The 15444-nt window shown below is 67.7% G+C and carries 25 protein-coding genes and 1 pseudogene; 19 read left to right on the plus strand and 7 right to left on the minus strand.

The window, feature by feature from the left end:
• The 11 genes from RMP08_RS04845 to RMP08_RS04895 all read left to right on the plus strand — a co-directional run.
• Positions 1-1182: ribonucleoside-diphosphate reductase subunit alpha (locus RMP08_RS04845; RefSeq protein ID WP_310467862.1), on the plus strand; the 1182-nt coding region annotated here is incomplete at its 5' end.
• A 13-nt stretch (positions 1183-1195) separates the two neighbouring features.
• Complete coding sequence (locus tag RMP08_RS04850; protein WP_310467863.1) at positions 1196-1396, plus strand: hypothetical protein; 201 nt, start codon at positions 1196-1198, stop codon at positions 1394-1396.
• Positions 1393-1545: a hypothetical protein gene (locus RMP08_RS04855; protein ID WP_310467864.1), complete on the plus strand. Its 153-nt coding sequence runs from the start codon at positions 1393-1395 to the stop codon at positions 1543-1545. Before RMP08_RS04850 ends, RMP08_RS04855 begins: the two co-directional genes overlap by 4 nt.
• On the plus strand, positions 1545-1931 hold the full coding sequence (locus tag RMP08_RS04860; protein ID WP_310467865.1) for a PepSY domain-containing protein: 387 nt from the start codon (positions 1545-1547) through the stop codon (positions 1929-1931). The genes RMP08_RS04855 and RMP08_RS04860 overlap by 1 nt, the downstream gene beginning before the upstream one ends.
• Complete coding sequence (locus tag RMP08_RS04865) at positions 1928-2122, plus strand: hypothetical protein (protein ID WP_310467866.1); 195 nt, start codon at positions 1928-1930, stop codon at positions 2120-2122. The genes RMP08_RS04860 and RMP08_RS04865 overlap by 4 nt, the downstream gene beginning before the upstream one ends.
• Position 2123: 1 nt before the next feature.
• Positions 2124-2399 carry a hypothetical protein gene (locus RMP08_RS04870; RefSeq protein WP_310467867.1) on the plus strand — a complete coding sequence of 92 codons (276 nt, stop codon included), beginning with the start codon at positions 2124-2126 and terminating at the stop codon, positions 2397-2399.
• Complete coding sequence (locus RMP08_RS04875; protein WP_310467868.1) at positions 2396-2758, plus strand: hypothetical protein; 363 nt, start codon at positions 2396-2398, stop codon at positions 2756-2758. Before RMP08_RS04870 ends, RMP08_RS04875 begins: the two co-directional genes overlap by 4 nt.
• Positions 2758-3819 (plus strand): ribonucleotide-diphosphate reductase subunit beta, encoded by a 1062-nt coding sequence (locus tag RMP08_RS04880; RefSeq protein ID WP_310467869.1) that lies wholly within the window; start codon positions 2758-2760, stop codon positions 3817-3819. The genes RMP08_RS04875 and RMP08_RS04880 overlap by 1 nt, the downstream gene beginning before the upstream one ends.
• A gap of 45 nt (positions 3820-3864) precedes the next feature.
• On the plus strand, positions 3865-4107 hold the full coding sequence (locus tag RMP08_RS04885; protein ID WP_310467870.1) for a DUF4160 domain-containing protein: 243 nt from the start codon (positions 3865-3867) through the stop codon (positions 4105-4107).
• Positions 4091-4345: a DUF2442 domain-containing protein gene (locus RMP08_RS04890; RefSeq protein WP_310467871.1), complete on the plus strand. Its 255-nt coding sequence runs from the start codon at positions 4091-4093 to the stop codon at positions 4343-4345. The genes RMP08_RS04885 and RMP08_RS04890 overlap by 17 nt, the downstream gene beginning before the upstream one ends.
• 297 nt (positions 4346-4642) lie before the next feature.
• Positions 4643-5029, plus strand: a complete 387-nt coding sequence (locus RMP08_RS04895) for a hypothetical protein (protein WP_310467872.1) — start codon at positions 4643-4645, stop codon at positions 5027-5029.
• 60 nt (positions 5030-5089) lie between these two features.
• On the opposite strand, the gene RMP08_RS04900 is transcribed toward RMP08_RS04895, so the two are convergent.
• Both RMP08_RS04900 and RMP08_RS04905 read right to left on the minus strand, forming a co-directional pair.
• Positions 5090-5311: a hypothetical protein gene (locus tag RMP08_RS04900; RefSeq protein ID WP_310467873.1), complete on the minus strand. Its 222-nt coding sequence runs from the start codon at positions 5309-5311 to the stop codon at positions 5090-5092.
• 89 nt (positions 5312-5400) lie between these two features.
• Positions 5401-5868 (minus strand): thermonuclease family protein, encoded by a 468-nt coding sequence (locus RMP08_RS04905; protein ID WP_310467874.1) that lies wholly within the window; start codon positions 5866-5868, stop codon positions 5401-5403.
• A 351-nt stretch (positions 5869-6219) separates the two neighbouring features.
• Here RMP08_RS04905 and RMP08_RS04910 point away from each other — a divergent pair, with 351 nt between their 5' ends.
• The gene (locus tag RMP08_RS04910) at positions 6220-6735 is read left to right on the plus strand and encodes a DUF3617 family protein (RefSeq protein ID WP_310467875.1); all 516 of its coding nucleotides are present in this window, start codon (positions 6220-6222) and stop codon (positions 6733-6735) included.
• Positions 6736-6744: 9 nt separating this feature from the next.
• Positions 6745-6999, plus strand: coding sequence for an excalibur calcium-binding domain-containing protein (locus RMP08_RS04915; RefSeq protein WP_310467876.1), 255 nt, complete (start codon positions 6745-6747; stop codon positions 6997-6999).
• 18 nt (positions 7000-7017) lie between these two features.
• On the opposite strand, the gene RMP08_RS04920 is transcribed toward RMP08_RS04915, so the two are convergent.
• On the minus strand, positions 7018-7275 hold the full coding sequence (locus RMP08_RS04920; protein WP_310467877.1) for a DUF2171 domain-containing protein: 258 nt from the start codon (positions 7273-7275) through the stop codon (positions 7018-7020).
• Positions 7276-7381: 106 nt separating this feature from the next.
• Here RMP08_RS04920 and RMP08_RS04925 point away from each other — a divergent pair, with 106 nt between their 5' ends.
• The 6 genes from RMP08_RS04925 to fahA all read left to right on the plus strand — a co-directional run bounded on the left by RMP08_RS04925 (position 7382) and on the right by fahA (position 11131).
• On the plus strand, positions 7382-7603 hold the full coding sequence (locus RMP08_RS04925) for a hypothetical protein (RefSeq protein ID WP_310467878.1): 222 nt from the start codon (positions 7382-7384) through the stop codon (positions 7601-7603).
• A 98-nt stretch (positions 7604-7701) separates the two neighbouring features.
• Positions 7702-7926 carry a KTSC domain-containing protein gene (locus RMP08_RS04930; protein ID WP_310467879.1) on the plus strand — a complete coding sequence of 75 codons (225 nt, stop codon included), beginning with the start codon at positions 7702-7704 and terminating at the stop codon, positions 7924-7926.
• Positions 7927-7941: 15 nt separating this feature from the next.
• Entirely contained in the window at positions 7942-8142 is a 201-nt protein-coding gene (locus RMP08_RS04935; RefSeq protein WP_310467880.1) for a KTSC domain-containing protein, read from the plus strand.
• 96 nt (positions 8143-8238) lie between these two features.
• On the plus strand, positions 8239-8460 hold the full coding sequence (locus RMP08_RS04940; protein ID WP_310467881.1) for a hypothetical protein: 222 nt from the start codon (positions 8239-8241) through the stop codon (positions 8458-8460).
• 125 nt (positions 8461-8585) lie between these two features.
• On the plus strand, positions 8586-9869 hold the full coding sequence (gene hmgA, locus RMP08_RS04945; RefSeq protein WP_310467882.1) for a homogentisate 1,2-dioxygenase: 1284 nt from the start codon (positions 8586-8588) through the stop codon (positions 9867-9869).
• Complete coding sequence (fahA, locus tag RMP08_RS04950) at positions 9866-11131, plus strand: fumarylacetoacetase (RefSeq protein WP_310467883.1); 1266 nt, start codon at positions 9866-9868, stop codon at positions 11129-11131. Before hmgA ends, fahA begins: the two co-directional genes overlap by 4 nt.
• Before the next feature lie 3 nt (positions 11132-11134).
• On the opposite strand, the gene RMP08_RS04955 is transcribed toward fahA, so the two are convergent.
• The 4 genes and pseudogenes from RMP08_RS04955 to RMP08_RS04970 all read right to left on the minus strand — a co-directional run.
• Positions 11135-11548, minus strand: coding sequence for a hypothetical protein (locus RMP08_RS04955; RefSeq protein ID WP_310467884.1), 414 nt, complete (start codon positions 11546-11548; stop codon positions 11135-11137).
• On the minus strand, positions 11545-13305 hold the full coding sequence (locus RMP08_RS04960; protein ID WP_310467885.1) for a D-aminoacylase: 1761 nt from the start codon (positions 13303-13305) through the stop codon (positions 11545-11547). The genes RMP08_RS04955 and RMP08_RS04960 overlap by 4 nt, the downstream gene beginning before the upstream one ends.
• Complete coding sequence (locus RMP08_RS04965; RefSeq protein ID WP_310467886.1) at positions 13305-14888, minus strand: serine hydrolase; 1584 nt, start codon at positions 14886-14888, stop codon at positions 13305-13307. Before RMP08_RS04965 ends, RMP08_RS04960 begins: the two co-directional genes overlap by 1 nt.
• Positions 14885-15444, minus strand: a pseudogene (locus tag RMP08_RS04970) (hypothetical protein); the annotation flags it as partial. The gene RMP08_RS04965 and the pseudogene RMP08_RS04970, both read right to left, overlap by 4 nt.

Raw genomic sequence — 15444 nt, forward strand, 5'->3', positions numbered from 1 at the left:
TGCGTGCGCGACGGCCGCGAGTTCGATTTGCGCAGCCCCAAGGACAACACCGTGCGCGGCACCGTCGATGCGCGCGCCTTGTTCCAGAAGCTGGTCGAAACCCGCCTCGCGACCGGCGAGCCGTACATCATCTTCATCGACCAGGTGAACCGCTCGATGCCCAAGCATCACCGCGATCTGGGCCTCAAGGTGACGACGTCGAACCTGTGCAGTGAAATCACGCTGCCGACCGGCAAGGACCATCTCGGCGCCGACCGCACCGCGGTGTGCTGCCTGTCGTCGCTGAGCCTCGAGACGTGGGACGAATGGAACGGCGACAAGGACTTCATCGAGGACGTCATGCGCTTCCTCGACAATGTCCTGTCCGACTACATCGCCCGCGCCCCCGACGAGATGGCGCGCGCCAAGTACAGCGCCGAGCGCGAGCGGTCGGTCGGCCTCGGCGTGATGGGTTTTCACTCGTTCCTCCAGGCGCGCCGGATTCCGTTCGAAGGCGCGATGGCGAAGTCGTGGAACATGAAGATCTTCAAGCATATCCGCGCCCAGGTCGACGAGGCGTCGATGATGCTCGCCAACGAGCGCGGCCCATGCCCCGACGCCGCCGACATGGGCGTGATGGAGCGCTTCAGCTGCAAGATGGCAATCGCGCCGACCGCGTCGATCTCGATCATCGCCGGCGGCACCTCGGCGTGCATCGAGCCGATCCCGGGTAACGTCTACACCCACAAGACGCTGTCGGGCAGCTTCTCGATTAAGAACCCGCACCTCGAGGCGTTGCTCAAGGACAAGGCCAAGGATTCGGCCGCGGTGTGGAACTCGATCCTCGAGCAGGGCGGCTCGGTCCAGCACCTCGACTTCCTGACGCAGGAAGAGAAGGACGTGTTCAAGACCAGCTTCGAGATCGACCAGCGCTGGCTGATCGAGCTCGCCGCCGACCGCACGCCGTACATCGACCAGGCGCAGTCGCTCAACCTGTTCATCCCCGCCGACGTCGACAAATGGGACCTGCTGATGCTCCACTTCCGCGCGTGGGAGCTCGGCATCAAGTCGCTCTATTACCTGCGCTCGAAGTCGGTCCAGCGCGCCGGGTTCGCCGGCGGGGTCGAGGCCGACAACACCTCGGAGCCGGCCAAATACGAGCTGCCGACGACCGATTACGACGAGTGTTTGGCGTGCCAGTGACGGTCGTCAGGTCGTGATCCCCGCCCACCTCGTGATGCTCGGCGTCGGCGTCGCCGCGTTCGCGCTCGGGCTGGTGCTGCTGGTCCGCCGCGGCGGCAGCGAGCAGGCGGTCTATGCGCGGCGCATCGCGGGCATGATGCTCGCCGCGCTCGGCATGTTCCTCACCATATTCGCGACCGGCCTGTCGGGCGCCGCGGTGGAGCCGGCACGATGAGCTGGGTCGACACGCTGCACCGCCTGACGCTGGGCCGCGAGCAAAAGCGCAAAAGCGTCGGCCGCCTGCTGCTCGGCAAGGTCGCGTTCGTGGTCTTCAGCCTGGTCGTGCTGGCGGTCTACATCAGCATCAACGGGCCGGTGATGTGATGCTGCGCCGCTATCACCGCTGGCTCGCCGTCGTGTTCGGCATCTTCCTGTTGTGGATTTCCGCAACCGGGCTGCTCAGCCACGGCGCCGCGCTCTACCGCGACTCCCAGCCCGCGCCGGTGGCCGCCGCGCCGGCCGGCTTCGTGTGCCCCAAGACGATGACCTGCCGCCCCAAGCCAGCCCCCGACAGCGCCGCGGCGTGGGTCAGCTTCTTCCACCATATCCACGCCGGCGAGGAATTCGGCCCGGCCGGCACCGCGGCGTCGATCCTCAGCGGGTTCGCCTTGTTCTTCTTCGCCTTTTCGGGGCTGTGGATGTATCTCCAAATGTTCCGCGCGCGCACCCAACGGCAGCGTGCCGGCCAATCGAAGTGGTTCTGGAAATGAACGCCACCTATGTCGCGATCGGCGCCGCCTTTATCGCGATTGCCGCGACCATGCTGGTCCAGGCGCGCAAGGCCGACGCCGCGAACCCCGACGCGGCGCTTGCAGCCAAGGGGCAGCGGCTGTCGGGTGCGATGTTCATCGTCGCCGGCGCGATCTTCATCACGCTCGGCCTGCTCGGCAAGGGCGCGTGACATGATGTTTCGCACGCTCTTCCTCGCCGCCGCGATGGTCCTGCTTGCAGGGTGCGCCGCGACCCAAACCGCCACCGCGGTTGCGCCGGCCGCGCCGGGCTTCTGGCTCGGCGTGTGGCACGGCTTCATCTTCCCCATCGCCTGGGTGGTCTCGCTGTTCGTCAAGGACGTCGCGGTCTATGCGGTGCCCAACTCGGGCGGCTGGTACGATTTCGGCTTCTTCTGCGGGGTCGTCATCCTCGGCGGCGGCGGCATCGGCGGAGCGCGGCGGCGATGAGCGGCTACCGCCAGCACGGCTTCGATCCCAATGCCCAGGAGCAGCCAGGGCCGCCCCTGCGCCCCTACAACAGCGTGCAATGGACCGGCGTTGCGCTCGCTGCGGCCGGCCTCACCTTGTCAACGCTCGACATCGGCCGCCAGTTCGGCTTGCTCCCGCGCGTGATAGACGATCCCTCGCCGTGGTCGTTCATCCTGCTGCTGCTCGGCGTCGCCCTGATCTACTCGCGCCGCCATCCCGCCACCGACATCGCGCCCGAGCTCGCCGCCGCGCGCCGGCGCTGGCTGATCATCGTCGTCACCATTTGCGCCGCCATCCTCGGGATCGCGGCTGCCATCGATTTGCAAGGAGTCCGCTGATGCCCCTCATGGAAGTCCGCAACCAGTACAAGCCGTTCGAATACCCGTGGGCGTTCGACTTCTGGAAGCGCCAGCAGCAGATCCACTGGATGCCCGAGGAAGTGCCGCTCGGCGAGGACTGCCGCGACTGGGCGCAGAAACTCTCCGACCACGAGCGCAACCTGCTGACGCAGATCTTCCGCTTCTTCACCCAGGCCGACATCGAGGTGCAGGATTGCTACCACGACAAATACGGCCGCGTGTTCAAGCCGGTCGAGATCAAGATGATGCTGGCCGCTTTCTCCAACATGGAGACTGTGCACATCGCGGCCTACTCGCACCTGCTCGACACCATTGGCATGCCCGAGAGCGAATATGGCATGTTCCTCCAGTACAAGGAGATGAAGGACAAGCACGACTATCTCGCCACCTTCGGCGTCGACAGCGACGAGGACATCGCCAAGACCCTCGCCATGTTCGGCGGCTTTACCGAGGGGCTGCAGCTCTTCGCCAGCTTCGCGATGCTGATGAACTTTCCGAGATTCAACAAGATGAAGGGCATGGGCCAGATCGTCAGCTGGTCGGTGCGCGACGAGAGCCTCCACTGCGAGGGCATCATCCGCCTGTTCCACGCCTTCTGCGCCGAGCGCGATTGCTACACCCCCGCGGTCAAGAAGAGCATCCGCGAGATGTGCTACCACACCGTCGACCTCGAGGACGCGTTCATCGATCTGGCGTTCGAACAGGGCCCGGTCGAGGGGATGAGCGCCGACGACATCAAGATGTACATCCGCTACATCGCCGACTGGCGCCTCGGGCAGCTCCATCTGCCGCCGATCTACAAGGTCAAGGAGCACCCGCTGCCGTGGCTTGCGCCGCTGCTCAACGGCGTCGAGCACGCCAACTTCTTCGAGACCCGCGCGACCGAGTATTCGAAGGCGGCGACGCGCGGGAACTGGAACGAAGTGTGGGATAACTTCGACCGGCGGCAGAAAGCCAAGGGCGAGGTTGCCAATGACGCGGCGGGGGACGGCGGCGACGGGGAGGACATGTTCGCGCGGGCTGGGGTGGCGGCGGAGTAGACTCCCTCTCCCGCCCGCGGGAGAGGGTTGGGGTGAGGGGAAGTCATGCCGCTGGTCTTCCGCTGGAACGGCTTTCGATTTCACTTCTTCTCCAACGAAGGGAATCCGCGCGAGCCGCTACATGTGCACGTGACGAGGGACCGCTCGACCGCCAAGTTCTGGCTGCGGCCCGACGTCACGGTCGCTTACAACCGCGGCTTTTCGCGCAAAGTGCTTTTTGACCTGGTTGCTGTTATTGAGCAGCGATCGGACGAGATCGAAAGAGCCTGGAATGAGCACTTCGCCTGAGCCTGTGGCGGTTCGCTTCGAGGAGGACGGCTTTTGGGTCGACCTCGATGACGGCCGCACGCTCGGCATCCCGCTTGCCTGGTTCCCGCGCTTGCTCCACGCGACCCCGGCGCAGCGCCGGAAAGTTCAATTGAGCCGGGCCGGATTGCACTGGCACGAGATCGACGAGGACATCTCGATTGCCGGCCTGCTCGCCGGGCGCGGCGACATGACCCAATCCGCCAAACACGCCGCGTAGATCAGGCCCAGCGCCCCTACTTCGTAAACTCACTCACGCTGAAGATAATCACCACGATCACCAGCGCGAACAAGATGACGCCGATCGTCACCACCCACACCTCGTGCTCACTCGGATAGGGCGGCGGCGCCCGATGCGCGCGCGGCGAAATTACGGTGACAGTAGCCGAATTAGATTACGATGACAGTTACTGAATCAGACCTCCCCTCGCACTTCACTCACCCCCCACCCACCTTCAGCATTCCCTAACCTCCCCCCGCCATGGTGCCCCACACCAGGCAAAAAACGGTCGGCGTGATGTTCGAGTTGATGCGGGACATGTGGGGCGGGTGGAGCGGCACGCGGCTGGCGCCGCGGCGGTTCGCCTGGGTCTACGCGATGACCTGGCTGTTCCTGCTCGTCGTGGGCTTGGCCGGGCTGTCGCTCGGGGCGGCGATGCTCGGCGGCGGCGGCGAGCGGTCCGGCGCCGCGGGCGGATTGGGCGGGCTGCTCGCGGTGGCGCTGCTGCTGTGGCTGGCGGCCTTGTTCAACATCTCGGTCAAGCGCGGCCGCGACATCGGCGTGCCGGGATTCGTCACCGGCATCCTGTTCCTCGTCCTGCTGTTCGCCGGCGGGGTGCCGATCTTCGCCTCGATCCTGCTCGCCCTGGTCCCCGCGGACACCGTCGCCGCCGGCCGCCCCTGATCGGGCATTCGTCGGACTTGCGTTGGAGGTTCCGGCGGCCGTCACCGGCCGCGCAGAACCTCACTTCGTATATTCACTCACCCCGACGATGATCACCGTGATCGCCAGCGCGAACAGGATGACGCCGATCACCACCACCCACACCTCGTGCTCGCTAGGGAAGGGTTGCGGCGCCCGTTGCTCGCGCGGCGGCGGCGGCGGCTCGCGCCGGATCCGCGACGGGCGCGGCGCGCCGGCGTCGAGCTTGACGATGCTCTTGCGCGGAGTGAATGGCTTGCTCATGACCCGGCAACCGTAATCCCGCACCGGTTATCATAGGGTTAGCGTGGCAGCTCGCGAGCCTTCCGCATTGCTGCCTAGAGCGCCCTAACTCAGCACCACGGCCGCTGGCCGCCGGCATAGTCGCGCGCGACGCCCGCGGCGATTAGCGCCGCGCCGACATCCGCGCCGTCCACCTGGACGTTGCACAGCAGCCGGCCGTAGGCGTCGCGGTCGCGGTCGATTGCGGTCATGGTCACCGCGCCCGAATTGAGCAAAGCGTGCAGCTTGTCGGTCGCCTGGTTGCCCAGCGCGAGCTCGCTGCCGCAGCCGAAATCATGCGTCTCGGGGGCGTCGATGCCGGCGATGCGCACCTTGTCGCCGGCGATGTAAAAAGTGTCGCCGTCGACCACGCAATTGGTCCCGCCGCCCCACTTGCACAGCCCGAACGAGGCTCTGGTTGGGGCCGATGCGGTGGCGGGCGCGCCGTTTCCGCTCGGGCCGCCCGCGCCGATGTCGCCGCCCGCGCCGAAGCCGGAGATGCCGAAATCGAAATTGGTGGCGGCGACGGTGAGCAGCATGGCCGCGCCGAGCCAGACCAGGCGCTGTCGCGCAAAGTCGGCGCGGCGGCGCGGCCGGGCGTGGCGGCGGGCCGGGCGGGGCGCCTGCCGCTGGCGCCACAGCGCGCGCTTTTCGGCCGGGCTCAAAGCGTCGTAAGCCGCGGGATCCAGCCACCCCGTGCCGCTGTCCGACGATCGCCAATGCTTGCCCATCCCCGCCAAGCTAGGCGGGCCAAGTTAGCGTCCGGTTAGCGCGCCTGACTTTCTACACGCGGAGGCATGGCGGAATTGCGCGCCGCCCCGCCGCCCCGTTTTCACGCTTTCTCAACCGCCCTCGGCTAATCACCGCGGCGCCGATTGGGGAGTTAAGTGATGCGTGTCAGCGGTTTGAAGATCGTCGTCGCCGGTTTGTTGTGCGCCCTCGCCGCGTGCGGCGGCGACCCCGCGGCGGAGGCGCCGATCACGGTCACGCCGGGGCTGTACGAAGCGTCGCTGACGGGGCGCGGCAACAGCCCGTTCTTCATGGCCGCGCCGGCCGCGCTCGACAAGCGGGTGTGCGTCACCGCCGACGAGGCCCAGCATTTCCCCCAGATGTACGCGCGCAAATATCTCGCGATGGAGGGCGCGTGCGGCGGGCCGCTAGCCGAGCGCGCGGGCAACCGCATCAGCGGCAAGGTGGTGTGCCCGTTCGAGCGCGGCTCGGTGATCGGCGAGCTGACCACCGAGTTCGACGGCACGGTGAGCGCCGAAGCGGTGGCCGTCGAGGCGGTCAGCAAGCTCGCGATCACCGGCGGCGACGGCGACAAGCGCGCGAGGATCGAGGACAGCGCGCTGGCCAAGGACGGCGTCGACCTCAAGCTCGACATCCGCCGCGTCGGCGACTGCTAGGAAGTCGACGTGAAAACAAAGGATCTGCTCTGGTCAGCGGTGACCGTCGGGGCGGTCGCCGGCTATGCCTGGTCGTCGCTGCCGCCGGCGCTGCTCCAAACGCCAGAACAGCGCATCGCAATCGAGCAAAGCGTCTATTACTCCGGGTGCAGAGAAGTCCGCGCCGCCGGCAAGGCGCCGCTCTATGCCGGGCAAGCCGGGTATCGCGAGGGCATGGACGGCGACAGCGACGGGATCGCGTGCGAGCCCTACCGCGGGTACTGACGGACGGGGCCGCCTACCCTAGATCGGCTCGCCGCTCTCTTCCTGCTCGAACAACGCCGCGGCGACGTCGGCGTTGGCGCTCAGCCGGACATTGTCGCCCTCGATGTCGGCGACCAGCCCGCGCGGGATGTAATGGTGGTGGTCGGTGTGGGCGACCCCGCTGTCGGGGCGGGTCAGCTTGATGCGGTCGCCCTCGATGCGGTCGACGGTGCCGAGCTTGACGCCGTCGGCGCCGATCACCTGCATATGCTCGCGGATATCCTCGAAGCTGCTCATCGCTGTTCTCCCTGCCGCCGTCCCGAGGCGCCGAGAGTCGAGTCGCCACGCCGGCCAGAGGCGCGCCTTAGCCCGAACGCGGACCCGCGTCGAACGCCCGATTGGCTTGTCTCGCACCGTCACCGCTCCGTCACGCCGCCGCAACCACCCGGTAACCGTGCTGCGCTACACTGTGCGCATGATGGCTCTGCTCATCATCTTGGTGATCGCCGCGCTGCTGGCGGTGGTGGTTGCCCGCCTTGCCGCCTCGCCGCTGTTCCGCTGCCTGCGCCTGTGCTTTGACAGCTGGGCCGAGGCGTCGCGCGCGGAGCCGCTCGGGGGGCCCTGAACCGGGCTCGAAACTCGCTTCGACTCGCGCCAGATTCCATTCGTCGCATTTCGCTTGCCGCGATGAATCGAAATCGCCGGCGCGCCGTTCCCGCGGGCATGACGGCCAGCAACCTCATCCGCGGCGCCTGGTACCAGCCTGATCGCAGGCGGCTCGACCTGTTGCTGTGGAGCGGGCGGCGCTACGTCTACTCCGGGGTTCCCGCCGACATCGCCCAGGGCTTCGTCGCGGCGGCCAGCAAGGGGCGCTTTTTCAACGCCGAAATCCGCAACCGCTTCCCGTGCCGCGAGGTCGGCGCGGAGGAGGAGCGCAGCGCGGCGTGATGCGTTTCGGCGGGCATGCCGTCGACCGTCATCCGCCGCTTCGACTATTCGCCCGAGCGCCGCGAGCTGCTGATCGAGTTCGTCACCGGCCGGCGCTACCTCTATGCCGGCGTGCCGGAGAGTGAGGCCGAGGCGCTGCGCAATGCCTTCGCCAAGGGCGTCCATTTCAACCGCCGCATCCGCGGCCGCTATCCGGCGCGCGAAGTGACCGGCTGACAGCCGGGCCTCTCCGGCGGGAACGATGCCGCCATCGCTGCGTTCGTTTCGCCACAATAACAGGCCGAGTACCCGGCCTTCAAAGGGGAGAGTAAAATGTCCGATCCGGATCGCGATACCACGCCGCACGACACCACGGTCGAGCGCACCACCATCGTCGACACCGGCAACGGCGGCGGCGGCGGCGGCGTGCTTGCAGTCGTCCTCCTGATCATTGTCGTGCTCGTGCTGCTGTTCCTGTTCCGCGACCAATTGGGCTTCGGCGGCGACAAGACCGAAGTGACGGTCCCCGACAAGATCGAAGTCAACGTCAACTGACGAGTTTCCCCGCGCCGGCGGGGATGCACTTCACGCGCGGTAGGCGAGTCCCGCGCGGGACGGGCGTGGTCCAGTGGGCCGCGCCCGTTTGTTTTTGCGCGGCGCCCGCACTAGACGCGCTGGGCATGACTGGCGCGCGCTACATGACCGGCTTCGGGGGCCATTTCCAAAACGAGGCGGTGGACGGCGCCTTGCCGCAAGGGCGCAACAGCCCGCAGCGCCCGGCGTTCGGGCTGTACGCCGAGCAGGTCTCGGGCAGCGCGTTCACCGCGCCGCGCCACGACAACCGCCGGAGCTGGCTGTACCGTTTGCGCCCGACCGCCGACCATCGGCCGTTCGCGCCTTACGCCGGCGCGCAATTGTTCGCCGCGGGGCCGGACGAGGCGCCGCTGGCGCCCAACCGGCTGCGCTGGGACCCGCCGGCCGACTTGCCCGAGGGAACCGACTTCGTCGACGGGCTGGCGGCGATGCTCCACGCCCGCGCGCCGGAGGACCTCGAAGGTGTCGCGGTGCATGTTTACCGCGCCGCGCGCAGCATGGAGCGCCGGGTGTTCGCCAATGCCGACGGCGAACTGCTGATCATCCCGCAAGCCGGCGCGCTGAGGCTGCACACCGAGCTTGGCGTGATTGAGGTCGCCCCCGGCTCGGTCGCGCTGGTGCCGCGCGGGATCAAGTTCCGTGTCGAATTGTCGGACGGCGAAGCGCGCGGCTATGTCGCGGAGAATTACGGCGCGCCGTTTCGCCTGCCCGAGCTCGGCCCGATCGGCGCCAACGGCCTCGCCAACCCGCGCGATTTCGAGACGCCGGTGGCGGCCTATGAGGACGATGACGGCGAGACCGAGGTCGTCCAGAAATACCTCGGCCGGCTGTGGACCACGACGCTCGACCATTCGCCGCTCGACGTCGTCGCGTGGCACGGCAATTACGCGCCGTGGCGCTATGACCTGGCACGCTTCAACACCATCGGAAGCATCAGCTTCGACCATCCCGACCCCTCGATCTTCACCGTGCTGACGTCGCCCAGCAACGTCGCCGGCCGCGCCAACGCCGATTTCGTGATCTTCCCGCCGCGCTGGATGGTGGCCGAGGACACATTCCGCCCGCCGTGGTTCCACCGCAACGTGATGAGCGAGGAGATGGGGCTGATTTCCGGCGCGTACGACGCCAAGTCCGAGGGCTTCGCGCCGGGCGGGCTGAGCCTGCACAATCTGATGAGCGGACACGGGCCCGACCTCGACAGCTGGGAGAAAGCCAGCGCGGCCGAATTGAAGCCGGCCAAGATCGACGGGACGATGGCGTTCATGGTCGAGACCTGCTGGCCGTACCGCCCGACCACGTTCGCGCTCGAGCGGGCGCAGAGCGATTACGACCTGGCGTGGGCGGGCTTTCCCAAGGCCAGATTGCCGTGACCGCGAGCTGGGTCGACGGGGCCGAGCCGGGCAGCGATTTCCCGTTGCAGAATTTGCCGCTGGGGATTTTCTCGGACGATGGGGGCGGGCGCCGGGCGGGCGTTGCGATCGGCGATTATATTCTCGATTTGGCGAGCGCCGCCGAGCTGCTCGACGAGGGGTGGCGCGGCGACCTCGCGTTGCCGGTGCTCAACGCGTGGCTGGCGCGCGGTCCGGGCGACCATGCCGCATTGCGCGCGCGGCTGACCGAACTGCTCGGCGACGAGGCCAACCGCGACGCCGTCGAGCTGCACCTCGTCGGCCAGTCCGAAGCGACGATGCATTTGCCGTGCCTGATCGGCGACTACACCGACTTCTACGTCGGCATCCATCATGCCACCAATGTCGGCAAGCAGTTCCGCCCCGACCAGCCGCTGCTGCCCAATTATAAATATGTCCCGATCGGCTATCACGGGCGCGCCAGCTCGGTGCGCGTGTCGGGCGAGCCGGTGGTGCGGCCGGCGGGCCAACACAAGCCGCCCGAGGCCGAGGCGCCCGAGTATGGACCGAGCCGGCGGCTCGATTATGAGCTCGAGCTAGGGCTGTGGATCGGGCGCGGCAATGCGCTCGGCGAACCGATTCCGATCGGCCGGGCGCGCGATCATATCGCCGGCTTCTGCCTGCTCAACGACTGGTCGGCGCGTGATTTGCAGGCGTGGGAATATCAGCCGCTCGGGCCGTTCCTGGCCAAGAACTTCCTGACCAGCATCTCGCCGTGGGTGATCAGCCCCGAGGCGCTCGCGCCGTTCCGCATTGCGATGCCGCCGCGGGCCGACGGCGACCCTGCCCCGCTGCCCTATCTCGATGACGCCGACGACCGGGCGAATGGCGGACTGAGCATCCAGCTCGAGGTGACTCTGACCACCGCGGCGATGCGCGATGCCGGGCTGGCACCGCATGTTTTGTCGCGCGGGTCGGCCGACGCGGCGATGTACTGGAGCGCGGCGCAGATCGTGACGCATCATTCGTCCAACGGCTGCAACCTCCAGCCGGGTGACCTCATCGGCACCGGCACGTTATCGACCGCTGGTGACGATGGCCTCGGTTCGCTGCTCGAGATCAGTCGCGGCGGAAAGGCGCCGATCGAGCTCGCCAGCGGCGAGACGCGCAGCTTCCTCGAGGATGGCGACGAAGTGGTGATGCGCGCGTGGTGCGAGCGCGACGGCGCGGTGCGCATCGGGCTCGGCGAATGCACCGGGCGGGTGGTCGCCGGGGCGGGCTAGGCGTCAGTCGCGGGCATTGTCCCAGATCATCGCGACGATGCGCCAGCCGTGCTCGGCGTCGCGGAATAATTGAATCGAATTGATCCCGCGCCGTTCGGGGGCCGCGTCACCCGGCGCCGCGCGCGCCTCGTAGGCGCTCCACACATGGGCGACATTGCCGAACACATCGATTCTGCGCGCCGTCTCGATTTCGAAGAAATCGTTGGCGGCGAAGAACGGCGTGGTGTCACGGGCATAGTCGTCGAGCCCCATCACCGTCCGCTGCGGCCGGCCGTCGGCGTCGACGAAGGTGCGAATCTGGCGCGCGTCGGGGGTGAAGCAATTGGCCTGCCGCGACCAGTCGCGCGGCCCGGCCGGGCCCGAGATCATCGCGTACATCTCGTCGATCACGGCACCGATGGCGGCTTCGTCGGTCACGGGCGGCTATTGCCGGCGCGGCACGCGCCGCCGCCGGGCCAGCCGGTCCAGCCCGATCCCTTGACGAAACGGCCGGGCGTGGCGCCGGTTGGCTCGCCCTTGCTCAAGACCTGGATCCCGTTGATGAATACGTCGCGCACTCCGGTCGCATAGCGCATCGGCTGCTCGAACGTCGCGTGATCGGCAATCGTCGCGGGGTCGAACAGCACGACGTCCGCGACCATCCCCGGCGACAATTTGCCACGGTCGCGCAGCCCGAGGTTGGCGGCGGGCAAAGCGGTCAGCCGGCGAATCGCGTCGGCCAGCGGCACGGTCTTCTCGTCGCGGACATATTTGCCGAGGAAGCGTGCGAAATTCCCGTATGCGCGCGGGTGCGTGCTCGACTTCAGGAACACGCCTTCGGGCGCGGCGGCCTCGGCATCGGAGCCGAAGCTGACCCACGGAATCGCGGTCTGGCGGCGCACATTGTCCTCGCTCATCACGAAGTAGATTGCACCCGCACGGCCCTGGTCGGCCAGCGTGATATCGATCACCGCTTGCTCGGGACTGACCCCGCGCCGCCTGGCGACCTCGGCGATGGTCAGGCCGATCAGCGGTTTGAGCGAGGGCTCGGCGAGCGACGCCAGCCGGATGCCGTCCGGGCCGGCGTGGAGATAGAGATTCTCCCAATCCTTGCCCGGCTTGACCATTTCGCGCTTGACCCGCGCGACCGTGGCCGGATCCTTCAGGCGCTCGAGCATCGCATCATTGCCGCCGTCCTCAACCCCGGGCGGCATCGACGCCGCAACCCCGGTCCCGCCGGCGGTGTAGGTGTACATGTCGGCGCTGATCCGCAGCCCGGCGGCGCGCGCCGCCTCGACCTTGGCGATGACCTCGTCGAGCTTGCCCCAATTGGCCCGGCCGATCTGCTTGAGATGGTAGATTTCGGCGGGCGCGCCCGAGCGGCGCGAAATCTCGATCAGCTCGTCGATGCTCTCCAGCAGGCGGTCGCCTTCCGAGCGCATGTGGCTGATGTACATGCCGCCGCATTTGCCGGCTTCGCTGACCAGCGCGACCAGCTCGTCGGTTTCGGCGAAGCTGGCGGGCGGGTAGATCAGCGACGAGCCGACCCCCATCGCGCCTTCCTCCATCGCCTGGCGGACGAGGCCGCGCATGCGCTCCAGCTGCGCCGGATTTGGGTCGACATCGCCTTCGCCCAGGACGTGCTGGCGGACCGTGGTGGCCCCGACGAAGGAGGCGATGTTGAGCGCGCTGCCCTTGCGCTCGACATAATTCAGATAGTCGCCCAGCGTGGTCCACTCGATGGGGAATTTGACGTCGCCCTGCTGCTTGATCGCGCGCGCCTTCATGTCCTCGGTCAGCGGGCCCATCGACCAGCCTTCGCCCAGCACTTCGAGCGTCACGCCCTGGCGCAGATCGCTTTGCCCGCGCGGGTCGACCAGCAGCGATTCGGTGGCCCAGCTGAGCATGTTGATGAAGCCCGGCGAGACCGCCAGGCCGCGGGCATCGACGACGCGCGCCGCGGTGGCGTCGCGTGCCGGGCCGGCATAGACGATCCGGTCCCCGTCAATCGCGACGTCGCCGACAAACGGCGCGCCGCCGCTGCCGTCGTAGATCGTCCCGCCGCGGATCAGCTGGTCATGGGCCGGCGCGCGCGCAGCGACCGGGTCGAGCGCCGGGGCTGGCCGCGCGAGCGGTGCACCGCCGCAGCCGCTGACGATTGCCGACGCGGCCGCCAGCCAAAGCCATTTGCCCATCATCGTGCTCCCCCAGTGGCGGTGGCAACCGGGGCGAAATCGAGGTCCTGGTAATCGAAGCTGAAATCGGCCAGCGGCGACACCGCCTTCATCCGCACCCGGTCGACCTTGCCGTCGGCGTCGATCGAAAAGGTGACGTAGGCCGGCTCGATCCAGCGCAGCTTGGGCTGGGTGCGGAAGGTGTCGTACTGGTGGTGGGTGAGCAAGCTATCCATCCCGGTCGAGTGCGGGAACTGGATCGCCAGGGATCCGCCCTGCTGCCGCACCTTGATCGTGCCGTACCACGGGTCGGCATAATCGCCGACGTAGCGAGCGAGCGGCAGCGACGGGCCGACCCTGGCCGGCTGGGCCTGCTGGGCGCCGACCAGCTTGGCCGCCTCGGCCAGCCGCCCCTGCTTGAAGGCGTGGTATTTCTCGGGCCAGCGGTTGGCCGGAAAGCCGAGGTAATGGTCGAGCAATTCGTACATCAGCCCGCGCACGATCTCGCCTTCGCCGCTGTTGACGGCGATCGAGAAGCCGATTTGCTTGTCGGGAATGAGGACCACGGTGGTGAGCGACCCGAACACCGCACCGCCATGCGCGATGATCTTCGCGCCGCGGTAATCCTGCACGTCCCAGCCGAGCGCATAGGTGTCGAAATTGGGCTGGGTCAGCGCGAACTCGGCAGGCGCCGGCCCAATCGGCTGGAGGGTCACCGGGGTCCACATCTCCTTCGATTGCTCGGCCGAGAACAGCCGCGCGCTGCCGCCGGGAATCTGCCCGCGGCCCAATTGGGTGAGTAGCCAGCGAGTCATGTCGTTGGCACTGATCGCCAGCCCCCCGGCGGGCGCGGCATTGCCGGCCAGCGCCGCCTCCGCGCTATACAGTTCCTGCCGGCCGAGGCCGACGATCGGCCCGTCGAACCGCCCGTGCGGATGGCCGCGGTCGGGATTGGCGCGGAACTCGGCATCGGACACGGTCGAGCGCCGCATCCCCAGCGGCGCGAACAGGCGCCGCCGTATGAATTGCTCCCAGCTTTCGCCGCTGACCGCCGCGATCACCTCGCCGGCGACCATGTAGAGCACATTGTCGTAGGCGTAGCCGCTGCGGAAACTGGTCGCCGGCTTGATGAAGCGCAGCCGCCGCACGGTTTCGGTGCGGGTCAGGTTGCTGTTGGGGACGAACAGGAGATCGCCCGCGCCGAGCCCGAGGCCGCTGCGGTGGACGAGCAGGTCGCGCACCGTCATCTCGCGCGTCACCCACGGGTCCCACATGCGGAAGTCGGGCAAGTGGTCGATGACTTTGTCATCCCACTTGAGCTTGCCCTGGTCGACCAGGATGGCGAGTGCGGCGACGGTGAAGGCCTTGCCGGTCGATCCGGTGCCGAAGATGGTGTCGGGGCCGACCGGGTCGGGCTTGCCGACCTGCCGCACTCCCCAGCCCTTGGCCAGCGTCGGCTTGCCGTCCTCGACGATTGCGATTGACACACCGGGAGCACCATATGCGGTGCGCAATTGCTCGACGCGCTGGTCGAAGCCGGCCGGCGGTGCCGACCATGCCGGCGCGGCGAGCGCGGCCAGCGCCAAAATCAAGATGCGCTTCATGCGGGTAGCTCCTGTCGGGAACGGATCAGCTGCCACACGCCGAGCGTCAGCACCGGGATGACAAACACGGCGATCAGGACATAAGCGAGCGCGCGGTATCCGGTGGCGATCAGCGCGACGAGGCCGAAGCGGTCGGCGACGAACATGCAGCCGATCAGCAGCGCGAGCGCGATGGCGAGCCGCGCGCGGTTGCTGAGCGTGATCCCGCGGCGGTTGTGCAAGGCGCGCGCAATGCGTTCGTTGATCGCATGAACCGAACTCGCCCCGCTTTCGAGCAAGGCCGAGAAAATCATCAGCTGGAAGAGGAGATGGAACAGCGGGATGTCGAGCTGTTGGAGGAGGAAGTCCGACGGCAGAGTGGCGCCCGCGATCTGCGGATAGAATCCGATCATCGCGATGAAGAAGAATAAAGCGGGAAGCGTTGCCAACGGTCCGGCGATGATCCCCGCGACGATCGCGTCGCGGTTGCTCGTCAGGTGGCGAATGACGGGCAGGATGACGACCGCGCCGATGAGGTTGTAACCCGCGTAGACCGTGCCCCCGCCGAGCCATCCGG

Source organism: Sphingomonas sp., from assembly GCF_031426035.1.
Taxonomy (GTDB): domain Bacteria; phylum Pseudomonadota; class Alphaproteobacteria; order Sphingomonadales; family Sphingomonadaceae; genus Sphingomicrobium.